Annotated in this window: 16 protein-coding genes; 5 read left to right on the top strand and 11 right to left on the bottom strand. The window is 75.8% G+C overall.

The window, feature by feature from the left end; all coding sequences use genetic code 11:
• Positions 1 to 102: 102 nt before the first annotated feature.
• Positions 103 to 465: a nuclear transport factor 2 family protein gene (locus ACFY4B_RS28900; RefSeq protein WP_387972733.1), complete on the bottom strand. Its 363-nt coding sequence runs from the start codon at positions 463 to 465 to the stop codon at positions 103 to 105.
• Between the two features lie 107 nt (positions 466 to 572).
• Here ACFY4B_RS28900 and ACFY4B_RS28895 point away from each other — a divergent pair, with 107 nt between their 5' ends.
• Complete coding sequence (locus ACFY4B_RS28895) at positions 573 to 1448, top strand: LysR family transcriptional regulator (RefSeq protein WP_380776396.1); 876 nt, start codon at positions 573 to 575, stop codon at positions 1446 to 1448.
• A 102-nt stretch (positions 1449 to 1550) separates the two neighbouring features.
• On the opposite strand, the gene ACFY4B_RS28890 is transcribed toward ACFY4B_RS28895, so the two are convergent.
• Positions 1551 to 2138, bottom strand: coding sequence for a TIGR03086 family metal-binding protein (locus ACFY4B_RS28890; protein WP_387972730.1), 588 nt, complete (start codon positions 2136 to 2138; stop codon positions 1551 to 1553).
• Positions 2139 to 2203: 65 nt separating this feature from the next.
• Between ACFY4B_RS28890 and ACFY4B_RS28885 the strand changes: the two genes are divergently transcribed.
• Positions 2204 to 3088, top strand: a complete 885-nt coding sequence (locus ACFY4B_RS28885; protein WP_387972727.1) for a DUF6597 domain-containing transcriptional factor — start codon at positions 2204 to 2206, stop codon at positions 3086 to 3088.
• Here the strand turns inward: ACFY4B_RS28885 and ACFY4B_RS28880 are convergent.
• The 4 genes from ACFY4B_RS28880 to ACFY4B_RS28865 form a co-directional block, all read right to left on the bottom strand.
• Complete coding sequence (locus ACFY4B_RS28880; protein ID WP_387972724.1) at positions 3049 to 4038, bottom strand: ABC transporter substrate-binding protein; 990 nt, start codon at positions 4036 to 4038, stop codon at positions 3049 to 3051. The genes ACFY4B_RS28885 and ACFY4B_RS28880 overlap by 40 nt on opposite strands.
• 85 nt (positions 4039 to 4123) lie before the next feature.
• A complete protein-coding gene (locus ACFY4B_RS28875) occupies positions 4124 to 4942 on the bottom strand; it encodes an ABC transporter ATP-binding protein (RefSeq protein ID WP_074005463.1) in 819 nt (272 codons plus the stop codon).
• Positions 4942 to 6018, bottom strand: coding sequence for an iron chelate uptake ABC transporter family permease subunit (locus ACFY4B_RS28870; RefSeq protein WP_049658477.1), 1077 nt, complete (start codon positions 6016 to 6018; stop codon positions 4942 to 4944). Before ACFY4B_RS28870 ends, ACFY4B_RS28875 begins: the two co-directional genes overlap by 1 nt.
• Positions 6015 to 7058, bottom strand: a complete 1044-nt coding sequence (locus ACFY4B_RS28865; protein ID WP_049658474.1) for an iron ABC transporter permease — start codon at positions 7056 to 7058, stop codon at positions 6015 to 6017. Before ACFY4B_RS28865 ends, ACFY4B_RS28870 begins: the two co-directional genes overlap by 4 nt.
• Before the next feature lie 99 nt (positions 7059 to 7157).
• On the opposite strand from ACFY4B_RS28865, the gene ACFY4B_RS28860 reads away from it, so the two are divergent.
• Complete coding sequence (locus ACFY4B_RS28860; protein ID WP_049658472.1) at positions 7158 to 7787, top strand: HAD family hydrolase; 630 nt, start codon at positions 7158 to 7160, stop codon at positions 7785 to 7787.
• A 45-nt stretch (positions 7788 to 7832) separates the two neighbouring features.
• Here the strand turns inward: ACFY4B_RS28860 and ACFY4B_RS28855 are convergent, their stop codons facing one another.
• Positions 7833 to 8072: a hypothetical protein gene (locus tag ACFY4B_RS28855; RefSeq protein ID WP_049658468.1), complete on the bottom strand. Its 240-nt coding sequence runs from the start codon at positions 8070 to 8072 to the stop codon at positions 7833 to 7835.
• A gap of 470 nt (positions 8073 to 8542) precedes the next feature.
• Here ACFY4B_RS28855 and ACFY4B_RS28850 point away from each other — a divergent pair, with 470 nt between their 5' ends.
• The gene (locus ACFY4B_RS28850) at positions 8543 to 8926 is read left to right on the top strand and encodes a cold-shock protein (RefSeq protein WP_049658465.1); all 384 of its coding nucleotides are present in this window, start codon (positions 8543 to 8545) and stop codon (positions 8924 to 8926) included.
• Between the two features lie 49 nt (positions 8927 to 8975).
• Here the strand turns inward: ACFY4B_RS28850 and ACFY4B_RS28845 are convergent, their stop codons facing one another.
• From ACFY4B_RS28845 to ACFY4B_RS28830, 4 genes are all read right to left on the bottom strand, one after another.
• Positions 8976 to 9827 (bottom strand): 1,4-dihydroxy-6-naphthoate synthase, encoded by an 852-nt coding sequence (locus tag ACFY4B_RS28845; protein ID WP_387972721.1) that lies wholly within the window; start codon positions 9825 to 9827, stop codon positions 8976 to 8978.
• Between the two features lie 11 nt (positions 9828 to 9838).
• Positions 9839 to 10588 (bottom strand): futalosine hydrolase, encoded by a 750-nt coding sequence (locus tag ACFY4B_RS28840; RefSeq protein ID WP_375876449.1) that lies wholly within the window; start codon positions 10586 to 10588, stop codon positions 9839 to 9841.
• A gap of 10 nt (positions 10589 to 10598) precedes the next feature.
• The gene (locus ACFY4B_RS28835; protein ID WP_049659504.1) at positions 10599 to 11129 is read right to left on the bottom strand and encodes a hypothetical protein; all 531 of its coding nucleotides are present in this window, start codon (positions 11127 to 11129) and stop codon (positions 10599 to 10601) included.
• A 73-nt stretch (positions 11130 to 11202) separates the two neighbouring features.
• Positions 11203 to 12555, bottom strand: a complete 1353-nt coding sequence (locus tag ACFY4B_RS28830; protein WP_049659510.1) for an MFS transporter — start codon at positions 12553 to 12555, stop codon at positions 11203 to 11205.
• Positions 12556 to 13127: 572 nt separating this feature from the next.
• Here ACFY4B_RS28830 and ACFY4B_RS28825 point away from each other — a divergent pair.
• Positions 13128 to 14009, top strand: coding sequence for a DUF3027 domain-containing protein (locus ACFY4B_RS28825; RefSeq protein ID WP_049659506.1), 882 nt, complete (start codon positions 13128 to 13130; stop codon positions 14007 to 14009).
• Positions 14010 to 14026: the final 17 nt, after the last annotated feature.

Genomic DNA, 14026 nt, shown 5'->3' with positions numbered 1-14026 from the left:
GCCCCGTCCCGCGTCGCCTGCGGGGGATGACTGCTCGGGTGAGTGACCGAGCGGGGTCGGTCGCGGCCCCCGCGCGCGTCCCGCGGGCGGCCGCGAGGCCCCTCAGCCGCCGAAGCCGGCCAGCAGCCCGCGCGGGTCGAAGGTCACCCGGATCCGGCTGATCCGCCCGTCCTCGACGTGCATCCAGTTCGCCGTCGGCGCCGGCGGGGCGATGCTGGTGCGCAGCTCGAACCAGGTGATCACCTCGTCGCCCTCGGCCACCCGGACCTTCACGTCGATCTTCTCCAGCACCTGTCCGAGCCCCTTCAGCCCGGCCAGCGCCTCCTCCACCCCGGAGGCCGTCCCCAGCGCGCCGACGAAGTCGACGTCGTCGGCCAGCAGGCCCCGGACGGTCTCGAAGTCGCCCGCCTCCCAGGCGGTGAAGTAGGTCTCGGCAAGCTCACGCGCGGTCTTCGTCGTCGTCATGCCGCCATCCTCCCGAGCATCCAACCCATCCGTCCAACAGATGGATCGGATGGAGTCCATCTCTTCTGGTTATGCCGCAGGGGTCCGGTCGCCTATCGTCGTCGCCCATGGAGATGCACCAGCTGCGCTACTTCGCCGCCGTGGTCGACGAGGGCACCTTCACCGCCGCGGCCGCCCGGCTGCACGTGAGCCAGTCCGGCGTCAGCACCCAAGTGGCCAAGCTGGAGCGCGAACTGGGCCAGCAGCTGCTCGACCGGACCGGCCGGCAGGTGCGCCTCACCCCGGTCGGCGAGGCGGTCCTCCCGCTGGCGAGGAACGCCCTGGCCACCCTCGACGCCATCCAGCACACCGCCGCCGAGTTCGCCGACGCCGTCCGCGGCCGGGTCCGGCTCGGCATGATCATGGGCTGCTCGATCCCGCCCTTCCTGGACACCGTCGCCGACCTCGGCCGAAGCCACCCCGGCATCGAACTCAGCCTGCACGAGGGGCACTCCGAGGACCTCCAGGCGCAGGTCCTGGCCGGCTCCCTCGACCTGGCCCTGATCGGCTACACCGGCGAGGCCGCCCCGGGGCTGGAGGACACCGTCGTCGTCGACGAGCCGATCGCCGCCGTCGTCCCCGCCGGGCACCCCCTCGACCGGGCGCGGCTCCGCCTCGCCGACCTGCGCGGCGAGAAGGTCCTCTGCCTCCCCCCGGGCACCGGCCTGCGCGCCGCCTACCAGGACTCCTGCCGCCGGCTCGGCCTCGACCCGCGGGTCGACATCGAGGCCAGCTCCCCGGCCGCCCTGCTCCGGCTCGCCGAGCGCGGCGCGGGCGTGGCCGTCCTCAGCGCCTCCTCCGCCACGGGCGCCGGGCTGCGGGCCGTCCCGCTGGCCGACGCCGCCACCTGCGCCCGGCTCGGGCTGGTCGTCCGCCGCGACCAGCAGTCCCCGGCGGTACGGCTGTTGCGCGCGAAGCTCGCCGCGGCGATGCGCCCGGCCTGAGCGCCGCCCGCCGCAGTGATGCGCCCGGCCTGAGCGCCGCCCGCCGCCCGCGCCGTCCCCCCGTACCGGCGCGGGCGGGCCGGCGGGCCCGTCGACCGGAGCTCAGGCCTTCCAGCGCGGATCGCGCCCCGAGACGGCCAGCGCGCGGTCCCACGCGGAGGCGTCCTCCGGCAGCGCCACCGACTCGGCGAAGCCCGCGTACCGGCGGTACAGCTCGGCGTTCTCCGCCACGATCTCCCCGGCCAGCAGGGCGAGTTCCTCGTCGACCCCGATGCGCCCGCCGGTCGCCCGGGCCACGTCCCAGCCGTGCAGCAGCAGCTCCAGGACCAGCATCCGGGCGATCCCGACCGCCGGTACCGGGGCGCCGCCGAGGTCGACGTCCCCCTCCCAGACGGCCGGGTCCGCCCAGGCCGCGACCGCGCGCTCCAGCTGGGCCGCGTAGCCGGAGCGCCAGTCGGCGTCGGCGGTGAAGTCCCGCGCGCCGAGCTCCTCGGGCAGTTCGACCCGCCGGGCCCGGTGCTCCAGGCCGTGCGAGGTGTAGAGCACCCAGTGGTTGATCAGCGCACGGGTGTCGAACTCCGTGCAGGGCGTCGGCGCGTCCAGGGGCTGGTCGGCCGGGACGGCGGTGGCGACAGCGGCGGCGGCGGAGGCGGCGCGGGCCAGGAGCGGGTGCAACGGGTGGGCGGTCATGGCGCCGATTCTGCGCGGGGCCGTACCGGCCGGTCTTGAAGAAACGCGACGGCTAGCCTGGCGGCATGGGCACGGACCCGCTGGACCCCCTGGACCCCCTGGACCCCTTGGACCCCTTGGAACCCCCGGACGCTCCCGGCCTCGGCCGCGGCGTGCTCCACCCCGCCCGGGCGGCGGAGCTGATCACCGTGGACCGGCTCGTCCCCGACCCGGCCGTGGCCCGGTTCGTCGAGTACTACTGGCTGGTCCGCTGGGACCTGTGCGGCCTGCCGCCGTACGAGCAGAAGGTGCTCGCCCACCCGAACGTCCACCTGGTCTTCGAGGCCCCGCGGGCGCGCGTGTACGGGGTGGACCGCTCGCTCTTCGTCCGCCGTCTGGAGGGCGCGGGGCACGTGCTGGGCGCGCGGTTTCGGGCCGGCGCCTTCCGCGCCCTCGCCGGGCACCCGGTGAGCGGGCTGGCCGACCGGTCGGTGCCCGCCGCCGAGTACTTCGGGCCCGGGGCCGACCGGTTCAACGCGGAGGTCCTCGGGGCGTCCGGCAGCCCCGCGGCCCTCGCCGACGCCTTCCTCCGCCCCCGGCTGCCCGAGCCCGACCCGGTCGCCGCCGAGGTCGCCGCGATGGTGGACCGGATCACCGGCAGGCCGGACCTGTGCCGGGTGGACGCGCTGGCCGCCGAGCTGGGCCTGACGGTCCGCCGCCTCCAGCGCCTGTTCGCCGAGTACGTCGGCGCCTCCCCGAAGTGGGTGCTGCGCCGGGCCCGCCTCCACGAGGCCGCCGAACGCGCCGGGACGGACGGCGGGTTGGACCTGGCCGCGCTCGCCGCCGAGCTGGGGTACGCGGACCAGGCGCACCTCACCCGGGACTTCGCCGCCGCCGTCGGCGTCCCCCCGGCCCGCTACGCGGGGGCGGGTCAGGCCCCGAGGAAGCGCTGCAGCTCGTCCAGGACGTAGTTGGCCCCGGTGTACCCGATCCCCTGGAACCACAGCTGGTCGTCCACCGGGAACGCCCGGTGCCCCTTGACCGCCCCCAGCGCCTGCCAACCCGGGCTCGCCAGGGCGGCGTTGGCCCCGGACAGCTCCGGATCGCCGTACGTCGCGTAGAGCAGCAGGTCGCCGTCGGCCTTGGCGAGCTGGTCCGGCGGGATCTCGGTGTCGGACTGGTCGACGTTCTGCGCGTCCGGCCGGCCGACCTGGGCGTCGGCGAGCACCGTGCCGGGGAAGCTCTGCCGGCCGAACAGCCGGATGCCGCCGCCCTCCACGAACCGCACCAGGCTCACCTTGCGCCCGGACAGCTTCGCCGCCGCCAGCGCCTGGGCCACCTGCCCGGCGTGCTTCTGGTACGCGCCGGCGAAGGCCGCCGCGGCCGCCTCCCGGTTGAGCGCCTGGGCGTGCAGCTGGAAGTCGGCCTTCCACGGCGCCCCGGCGGTCTGGGTGAGCACGGTCGGGGCGATCTCGCGGAGCTGCTCGTAGCGGTCGCCGTCGCGGGTCTGGTTGGAGAGGATCAGGTCCGGCCGCAGCGCCCGTACGGTCGGCAGGTCGGGCGAGCCGGCCGGGCCGACCAGCCGGATCCCGGCCGTCCGGGAGGTCGGCCAGTACTCGGGGTAGCGGGTGTCGCGGGCCGGGAGCGCGGCGCCGACCGGGGTGATGCCGAGGGTCAGCGCGGAGTCGAGCACGTCGGTGTCCAGCACGACCACCCGCATCGGCGCGCCCGGCACCACGACGGGGCCGGTGGCGGCGTTCACCGTCACCGGCGGCACCGGAGTCGGGGACGGCGAGGCGCCGGCGGCGGGGCCGTCCGCGGTCGCCGGGGCCGGCCGCCGGGCGGCGGTGCAGCCGGTGGCCGCCGCGAGCGCGCCCGCGCCGAGGCCGGTGAGGAGGGTGCGGCGGGAGATCCGGGGCATCGGCGGTCCTCTGGCGGCGCGGTGGGGTCGGGGCGCCGTCGATTATGTCCGAAATGGCACTTAAAGTGCCGTTAAGCGCGGGCCGTCAGGCGCGAGTGGCGTCCGGGGCGAGCGCCGCCCACGGGGCGCCCGGCACGACCAGCGGCGTGCCGGTCACCGGGTCCGGCACCACCACCGAGTCCAGTCCGAACACCTCCCGCACCAGCTCGGCCGTCACCACGTCCCCGGGCGCGCCCTGCGCCACCACCCGGCCGTCCCGCATCGCCACCAGGTGGTCGGCGTACCGGGCGGCCTGGTTGAGGTCGTGCAGCACCGCGACGACGGTCCGGCCGCGCTCGACGTTCAGTCGGCGGACCAGGTCCAGCACCTCCACCTGGTGCGCGATGTCCAGGTAGGTGGTCGGCTCGTCCAGCAGCAGGATGTCGGTGCCCTGGGCGAGCGCCATCGCGATCCAGGCGCGCTGGCGCTGGCCACCGGACAGCTCGTCCATGCTCCGCTCGGCCAGCTCGGCGGTGGAGGTGCGCTCCAGCGCCTCCGCGACCGCCGCCTCGTCCTCCGGCGACCACTGCTGCCACCAGCTCTGGTGCGGCTGGCGGCCGCGCGCGACCAGGTCCGCCACCGAGATGCCCTCGGGGGCGGACGGCGACTGCGGCAGCAGGCCGAGCCGCTGGGCGATCCGCTTGGTCGGGATCCGCGCCAGCTCCTCGCCGTCCAGCAGCACCGCGCCCCGGACCGGCTTCAGCAGCCGGCCGAGGGCCCGCAGCAGGGTCGACTTGCCGCACGCGTTCGGGCCGACGATCACCGTCACCCGCCCGTCCGGGACGGCCACGTCCAGGTCCTCGACGACCGTGCGCGCCTCGTAGGCCAGGGTGAGGCCCCGGGCCTCCAGGCGGTGTTCGGACATCAGGAACCTCCACGGCGGGATCGGATCAGCAGCCACATCAGGTACGGCGCGCCGACCAGGCCGGTCACCACGCCCACCGGCAGCTCCGTCGGAGCCAGCAGCCGTCGGGCGACCAGGTCGGCGAGGACCACCACCAGCGCGCCGGTCAGCGCCGAGCAGAACAGCGGGACCTGCGCCGAGCGGGCCAGCCGCAGCGCGATCTGCGGGGCCATCAGCGCGACGAAGTCCACCGGCCCGGCGGCCCCGGCCGCGCACGAGGCCAGCACGATGCCGAGCAGCGCCATGCCGAGGCGGATCCGGTCCAGGCGCAGGCCGAGGCCGACGGCGGTGGCGTCGTCGAAGGAGATCGACCGCTGGGCGCGGGCGGCCCACAGCGCGACCGGCACGGCGGCGAGCAGCACCCAGGCGAGCCAGTCGGCCTGGTCGTAGCCGGCGCCGTTCAGGCTGCCGGTCATCCAGACCTTGGCGGCCTGGGCCTGGAAGCCGTCGCCCTTGGTGAGGAAGACGGAGGTGAGCGAGGACAGCGCGACGCTGATGCCGATGCCGATCAGCACGAAGCGCTGCGCGTGCAGGCCGCGCCGCCAGGCCAGCGCGTACACCAGCAGCCCGGCCACCAGGCCACCGGCCACCGCCGCGTACGGGGCCTGGCCGGTCGAGCCGACCACGCCGTACGCCATCAGACCGACCACGGTCGCGGTCGCGCCCCAGGTCACGCCCACCACGTCGGGGCTGGCCAGCGGATTGCGGGCGACGGTCTGGATCAGCGCCCCGGCCAGCCCGAGCGCCAGGCCGACCAGCAGCCCGACCACGACCCGGGGCAGCCGGAACTCGCCGACCACCAGCTCGTGCGGGCTCGGCCGGCCGAGCACCACCTTGACCACCTCGGACGGCGCGACGGTGGACTCGCCCAGGCAGAGCGAGGCCACCACGGTCGCCGCCAGCGCCACCAGCAGCCCGACGGTGACGGCCAGCGAGCGCCGGTGCACCAGGAACGACGCCCGCCCGGCACGGACGACGGTGTAGCCGCGCAGCGAGACCTTGCGGGAGACGGATGCCGTGCCGGGGACGGGAGTCATGCCGCCACCACCTTGCGGCGGCGGACCAGGGCCACCAGCACCGGGACGCCGACCAGCGCCGTCATCACGCCCGCCGGGACCTCGGACGGCGGGAACAGGACCCGGCCGAGGGTGTCGGCGAGCAGCAGCAGCGCCGGGCCGAGGACGGCGGAGAAGGCGAGGATCCAGCGGTGGTCGGCGCCGGCCAGCGCGCGGGCCGCGTGCGGGACGGCGAGGCCGACGAAGGCGATCGGGCCGGCCGCCGCGACCGCCGAGCCGGTCAGGACGGTCGCGCCGAGCGCACCGACCGCCCGGACCAGGCCGGTCTTGGCGCCCAGCCCCTTCGCGGTGTCGTCGCCGAGCGCCAGCGCGTCCAGTCCGCGCGCCACCGCGACCACCAGCACCGTGCCGACGGCCAGGAACGGCAGCAGCTGCCAGGCCACGTCCGAGGTCCGCCCGGAGAGCGAGCCGACGTGCCAGAAGCGGAACTGGTCCATGGTGGCCGCGTCGGTGGTCAGCACCAGGGTGTTGAGCGAGGCGATGAAGGCGGACGTCGCCGAGCCGGCCAGCGCCAGCTTGATCGGCGTGGCCCCGCCCCGGCCGCGACCGGCGAGCCCGTACACCAGCACGGTGGCGATCACCGCGCCGGCGAAGCCGAACCAGACGTACCCGGTGAGGGTGGAGACGCCGAAGCCGGAGATGGCGACCACCACGCCGGCCGCCGCGCCCTGGGAGACGCCGAGGATGCCGGGGTCGGCGATCGGGTTGCGGGTCAGGCCCTGCATGACGGCCCCGGCCAGGCCGAGCGCCGCGCCGACGGCCAGTCCGACGACGGTGCGCGGCACCCGCAGCTCGCGGACCACCACGGCGTTCGCGGTGTCGCCGCCGTGCAGCAGGGCGTCCAGCGTGTCGCCGAACGGGATGGTCCGGCTGCCGACCGCCAGGCTCAGCAGCACCGCGGCGGCCAGCACGACGAGTGCGGCGGCCAGCCACAGTATTCGGCGCCGCGGCGCGCGGTACGGCGCGCGGGGCGCACCGGGCGGTGCGCTGGTGTCGGTCATGGGCCCTCTCCGCTGACAACTCAGGTAAACCTAAGTTCCGCCGTGAAGCCCGGGCAAATCGCCTCGTGGCCCGGGGCACCCGTTGGGTAGCCTGGCGGCATGCCCGCGACCTCACCCGCCCCGCTCACCGTCGGCTTCGACCTCGACATGACGCTGCTGGACACCCGGCCGGGTATCCGCGCCACCTACCTGGCGCTCTCCGCCGAGACCGGCACCCCCATCGACGCCGACCTGGTGGTCACCCGGCTCGGCCCGCCGCTGCTGGACGAGATCCGCAACTGGTTCCCGGAGCACGAGGTGGAGCGGGCCGTCACCCGCTACCGCGAGCTCTACCGCGACCACGCCTTCGCCCCGACCGTGGCCCTGCCCGGCGCCCACGCCGCCGTCGAGGCGGTCCGCGCCCACGGCGGCCGGGTCGCGGTGATCACCGGCAAGTACGAGCCGAACGCCCGCCTCCACCTGGAGCACGCCGGGCTGGCCGCGGACACCGTGATCGGCGACCTGTGGGCGGAGACCAAGGGCGACGCGCTGCGCGAGCACGGCGCGAGCGTCTACGTCGGCGACCACCTCGGCGACATCCGCGGGGCCCGGCACGCCGACGCCCTCGCGGTCTGCGTGCCCACCGGCCCGTACAGCGCGCGGGAACTCCACGAGGCGGGCGCGGACGTGGTGCTGGACGACCTCACCGGCTTCCCGGACTGGCTCGCCGGCCACCTGGCCGACCGCTAGGGCGGGCGCCGGAGCAGGCCCGCGGGCCTCAGGAGCCGGAGGGCCTCAGGACTCGACCGGCTCGATCCGGCGGCGCTGGGCCCGCGCGTTCAGCAGCAGTCCGGTCAGCGCGGCCAGGAAGCCGGCCGGCATCAGCATGCTCAGCCAGTACGCGGCCGTCGGCAGCGGCGTCAGGTGCAGGAACAGCGGGACGAAGGTGACCAGGGTGGCGAGCGCGCCGAGACCGAAGACGATCACCCCGGCCTTGACGTACACGTCGCCGGGGTCGGCGCTCTGGCTGCTCACGTCTACTCACTCCTACGGGCTGGTCGGAACTGCCCCCAGTCTGGCAGAGCGGCCGCCGGGGAGGCCCACCGGAGCGGGCCGGTCACGTTGCGCAGTTTCCCGGCAGCTGAACGTTTTGATCCCTGTTGAGCGGGGGTATGCACGGGGTGCCGAGGGGCGCTACAGGTGCGCCCCGCGTCCTCAGACCCGGGGGTGTGAGCCGATGGACCGCGCGGAGCCGCGCCCCGGCCGTGCCAGTGCCGGGTCGCCCGTGACCGCGAGATCCCGTTCCCGCCGCCCCCACCGGGCCTCGGAACGCGGGTCCCTCGCGGAACGCGGATGAGGCAGTGACGGACGGTTAGTCTGCTCCTGACCGCGTGCCGGCCACGAGCGCCCACGGGCGCCGAGCCGAGGTCGGCCGCCTTTCCCCACCACCCAGTGATCCCCGGCCAGGGCCGGGATCCCTCACACCCATTCGAGGACTGTTCGAGATGCCCACCGGCCAGGTCAAGTGGTTCAACGAGACGAAGGGCTTCGGCTTCCTGTCGCGCGACGACGGCGGGGACGTCTTCGTCCACACCAAGGCGCTGCCCGACGGTGTCACGTCGCTGAAGCCGGGTCAGCGGGTCGAGTTCGGCGTGGTCGCCGGCCACCGCGGGGACCAGGCGATGGCCGTGCAGCTGCTGGACGCACTGCCCTCGGTGGCCGCCGCCCAGCGGCGGAGCGCCGACGACATGGCGCCGATCGTCCAGGACCTGATCACCACGCTGGACGCGGTGCTGCCCGGCCTCCAGCGCGGGCGCTACCCCGCCAAGCCGACCGGCCAGAAGCTGGCCGGCCTGCTGCGCGCGGTGGCCGACAACTTCGACGTCTGACAGGGAGCCGGACAGCCCTGGAGCCGGAACGCGCTGAAGTCGGAACGCTCTAGAACGCCAGCGCACCCGGGTCGAGCGGGGGCACCAGCCCCTCCGCGGCGGCCCGGGTGAGCAGCGCGCGGACGGCCGCGTAGCCCTCCTCGCCGAGGTCCTCGGTGAACTCGGTGACGTACAGCCCGATGTGCTGCTCGGCGACGTCCAGGTCCATCTCCTGGGCGTGCGCCAGCACGTACCCGCGGCTCGCGGCCGGGTCCGCCCAGGCCTGCCGGACGGAGGAGCGGATCGCGTCGGCGATCTCCCGCAGCCGCTCGGCGCCGAGCGAGCGCCGGGCGACGATCGCGCCCAGCGGGATCGGCAGGCCGGTCTCCCGCTCCCAGGCCTCGCCCATGTCGGCCAGGCTGTGCAGGCCGTACTGCTGGTACGTGAAGCGGGCCTCGTGGATGACCAGGCCGGCGTCCACCCGGCCGTCCCGGACGGCGGGCATGATCTCGTGGAACGGCAGGACGACGATCTCGCCGAAGCCGCCCGGCACCGCCTTCGCCGCCCAGAGCCGGAACAGCAGGTAGGCGGTGGAGCGCTCGGAGGGGACCGCGACGGTCTTCCCGGCCAGGTCGGCGGGGGAGTCCACGCCCGGCAGGGTGAGCACCAGCGGGCCGCAGCCGCGGCCCAGCGCGCCGCCGCAGGGCAGCAGCGTGTACTGCTCCAGGACCCAGGGAAGCGCGCCGTAGCTGATCTTCAGCACGTCCAGCTCGCCGCGTTCGGCCTGCCCGTTGGTGATGTCGATGTCGGCGAAGGTCACCTCGGGGGCGTCCGCCCCGGGCACCAGGCCGTGCGCCCAGGCGTGGAAGACGAAGGTGTCGTTCGGGCAGGGCGAGTACGCGATGCTCAGCCGTTCAGCCACGGCCGGCCTCCTCAATCGGTTCGTGGAGCGGATGCCAGCTCGTGGACGGGCAGGGCGGCGAAGGCCCGTTCCAGGGCGGCCAGGGCCTCGCCGATCCGCCAGGCGGCCCGGTCGCGCGGGCCCACCGGGTTGGACACGGTGCGCAGTTCGAGGGCCGGCACGCCGTACCGGGCGGCGGCCTCGGCCACGCCGAAGCCCTCCATCGCCTCGGCGACGGCGCCCGGGTGGCGGGCGGCCAGCGCGGCGGCGCGCTCGGCGCTGCCGGTGACGGTGGAGACGGTCAGCACCGGGCCGGTCACGGCGTCCAGCGCCCGTGCGGCCAGCGCGACGGCGGCCGGCGGCGGGGTGTGCCGGACGGTGCCGAAGCCCAGCTCGGTGACGTCGGCGAAGCCCTCGGGGGTCTCGGCGCCGAGGTCCGCGGCCACGATCGCGTCGGCCAGCACGGTGGCGCCGACCGGGGCGAGCGGGGCGAAGCCGCCGGCGATCCCGGCCGAGACGGCCAGGGCGTACGGGTGGGCCGCCAGCGCGGTGGTGGCGGCGGCCGCGGCGGCGGCCGGGCCGACCCCGGCGGCCAGCACGTCCACCGGCACCGCCAGGGCCCGGTGCAGCGTGCCGCCGGGCAGCGGCAGCGCGGCGGACCCGCCGGGCAGGCCGCGCAGCACCGCCTCGGCCTCGGCGGCGACCGCGACGACGACGAGCAGCCGGGCCCCCGCGGGGTCCGACCGCTCGCCCCGGCCGTCGGCGACGGCGTGCGCGGTCATCGCGGGACCGTCAGCTGTCCTGGGTGTTCAGCTGGAAGTACCAGACGGCGATCGGGGCCTCCTGGTTCGGGTCGCCCTCGACCACGGTCACCACGGTCTTGCCGCTGGAGTTCAGCAGCTTGCCCGCGGCCTGGGCGCCGGACCAGGTCTGGCCCTTGGCGGCCGAGAACAGGCTGTAGCGCCCGCCCTGGTTGGCCGAGCCGCCGTTGGTGAAGGCCCACCAGCCCGTGTCGGCCACGTTCGGCGAGACGCCGACGCCGACCCGGTCGCTGCCCACGACGTCCGAGGAGGGCAGCGAGCCGTCCTTCAGCGCCTTGGTCGCGTCCTCCTGGCACTGCTGCTGCTGGTCCTCGGTGAGCGGGCTGCCGCCGTTCCAGCACAGCGGCTGCGCGACGACCGAGGAGTTGCCCACCGTGAGCGTGGCCTGGTGGGAGATGTGCTCGGTCTGGCCGGCGGCGATGGCGACGGAGGTGCCCACCGTGGCGGCGCCGACCACGACGACGGCGCCGAGGGCGGCGATGGCACGGGAATTGAGGCTCATGCGTCAGAATCTACCGGGCCGGGCCGATCACGCGACGCGGGGGTAGGCACCGCGTGTTGCCGCACCGCCCCGTTCAGGCCACCCGGGGGGTCGCCGGGTGCCGCCGCAGGCCCACCCGGAAGAGCGAGCGGAGCGTCCACAGCAGCGCCAGGCCGACCACCCCGGCGGCGATCGACAGGCCCAGCTCCCCGTTCAGCGGCAGCAGGATGCCGACCGCGCCGCCGGCCACCCAGGACACCTGCATCAGGGTCTCCGACCGGGCGAACGCCGAGGTCCGCACCGCCTCCGGGACGTCCCGCTGGATCAGCGCGTCCAGCGCCAGCTTGCCCAGCGAGGCCGCCATCCCGGCCACCCCGGCGACCAGAACCACCGTCACCACGCCGTACCAGAGCGCGGCCGCCGCCGTCACGCAGGTCGCCAGCAGCAGCATCGCGGCGACCGTCGCCTCCGGGCCCCGGGTGCGCAGCCAGGAGCCGAGCACCGAGCCCAGCGCGTTGCCCGTCCCGGCCGCCAGCGCCACCAGGCCCAGCGCCACCGTCGGCCGCAGCCCGCCGATCGGCTCCTCCCGCAGCAGGAAGGCCAGGAACATCACCAGGAAGCCGACCAGCCACTTCATCGCCGACATCGCCCGCAGCGCCAGGATCACCGAGGGGCCGACCGTGCGCAGCGAGGCCTTGACCGGCGGCGGCCGGTGGTGGATCAGGTGCGAGCCCTCGCCGTGCACCTCGGCGTGCAGGACGGCCCGCTGCTCGCCCTTGGCGGAGTCCACCGTGGGCGGCAGGTGGAAGGCCATCAGGGTGCCGACGACGAACACCAGGAAGGCGCCGCGCAGCGGCCAGCCGGGCCCGATCAGGTGCAGCAGCCCGCCCACCGCGGCGGCCACGCCGGTGGCCAGCAGCCCGGCCAGGGTGACCCGGGAGTTCGCCTTCACCAGGGACAGCCGGCTCGGCAGCAGCCGGGGCACCACCACGCTGCGCACCACCCCGTACGCCTTGGACGCGACCAGCACGCCGAGCGCCTCCGGGTAGAGCGCGATGCCGCCGCCGGCGATCACCCCGGCCATCGTCCAGGCCAGCACGGCGCGGGCCAGCATGGCCATCGCCATGGCCGCCCGGCGGCCGTGCGGGAGGCGGTCCAGCAGCGGGCCGACCACCGGGGCGAGGAGGGCGAACGGGGCCATCGTGATCAGCAGGTAGAGCGCGACCCGGCCGCGGGCCTCGCCGGTGGGCACCGAGAAGAAGATGGTGGACGCCAGCGCGATGGTGATCAGCATGTCGCCGAAGGAGTTGAGCGCGTGCAGCTCGATCAGTTTGGCGAGGCCGGATTCGCCCGCGCCCTCGGCGGCGGTGGCCCGGCGGATCCGCCGGCCGGTGCCGTGCACCACCTTGCCGGTGCGGGAGCCGGCGGCGGAGGCGGTGCGGACCAGGAAGTGCCGGCGGGGCTCGGGGACCTCGTCCCCGAACTCGTCCTCGTCCCCGTGCCCGTCCGGCTGCCGCGCGGTCCGGTCGGGGGCTCCCGGCGTCTCCGGGGCCTCGTTCCCGGGCCGGTCAGGGGGGCCGGCGGGCGCCTCGGGGCCGTCCGCCGGCTGCGGTTCGTCCGCGCCGGGGACCGGGGGCTGCTGTCGCGGCACGGCGTCCGCCTGGTCGGGGCTGCCGGCCTGCGGGGCGCGCAGTGCGTGCTGCGACGGGTCGTGGTCCGCCACAAGCCCATCCTGCCCCAGAAACGCCGAGCCGACGCGGGACCGGACTCCGCTCGGCGCGGCCCCGGAGCGGCCGTGTCCGCCCCGGACTGTGCCGGGGCACCGGCCGACGGGTAGCCTGCCCAAGGTCGACCCGCCGGAGCGCCGGGGCGCCGGCAGGCCGGTCGAGCGGCGCGGCCGGTACCCGAGGGGGCTCCCGGTCGCGCAGAATGGACGAGGGACACCGAGCCGCGACGGAACAGGCAACACGCCGTGGGCGACAGAAGAACTGGGAGAGAATCGACGCCGTGAGTGCTGCGATGCGAAGCCGTACCCCCGACCGGCTCTGTGCCGAGGCCGTCGAACTCGCCCGCCAGGCCGCCGAGGAGGCCGTCGGTGCGGAGGCCGTCGGGCCGCACCTGGGCGTCCAGGCCGACGCCGACCGCGTCGTCACCCACACCTTCGAGTGCCTGGACGCGGCCTACCGCGGCTGGCACTGGGCGGTCACCGTCGCCCGCGCCCCGCGCGCCAAGAACGTGACCCTGGACGAGGTCGTGCTGCTGCCGGGCGCCGACGCGGTGCTCGCCCCCGAGTGGGTGCCGTGGAGCGACCGGCTGCGCCCCGGCGACATGGGCCCGGGCGACCTGCTGCCCACCGGCGCCGACGACCTGCGGCTGGAGCCCGGCTGGACCGGCGAGGACGAGCCGGCGCCGAACTCCGCGGTCGCCCTGGTGGACGACGAGGACCTGGTCGTCACCGACCCGCACGTCCAGCCCGCTCCGGCCCGCGCCCGGATCAACGCCGTCGCCGAGGAGCTGGGCCTCGGCCGCAGCCGGGTGCTCTCCCGGCTCGGCCTGCACCTGGCCGCCGAGCGCTGGGAGAAGTCCCACGGCCCGCAGACCCCGATGGCGCAGGCCGCCCCGGCCTCGTGCGCGAGCTGCGGCTTCCTGGTGCCGATCGGCGGCTCGCTCGGGCAGGCCTTCGGCGTGTGCGGCAACGAGTTCGGCCCGGCCGACGGCCAGATCGTCTCCTTCGCGTACGGCTGCGGCGGGCACTCCGAGGCGGCCGTCATCCCGGCTCCGCCGGCGCCGTCCGAGCTGATCCTGGACGAGCTGGTGGTCGAGCCGCTGCCGCTGCACCCGGACCGCGCCTCCGGCTCCGTCGAGCCCGACGGCCCGGCCGAGGAGCTCGGCCACTCCTGAGCCCCGGGCCTTCCTGA

Source organism: Kitasatospora sp. NPDC001261, from assembly GCF_042896795.1.
Lineage (GTDB): Bacteria > Actinomycetota > Actinomycetes > Streptomycetales > Streptomycetaceae > Kitasatospora.
Note: the sequence above shows the minus strand (reverse complement) of the source record. Positions and strands in the feature narration are given on the sequence as shown.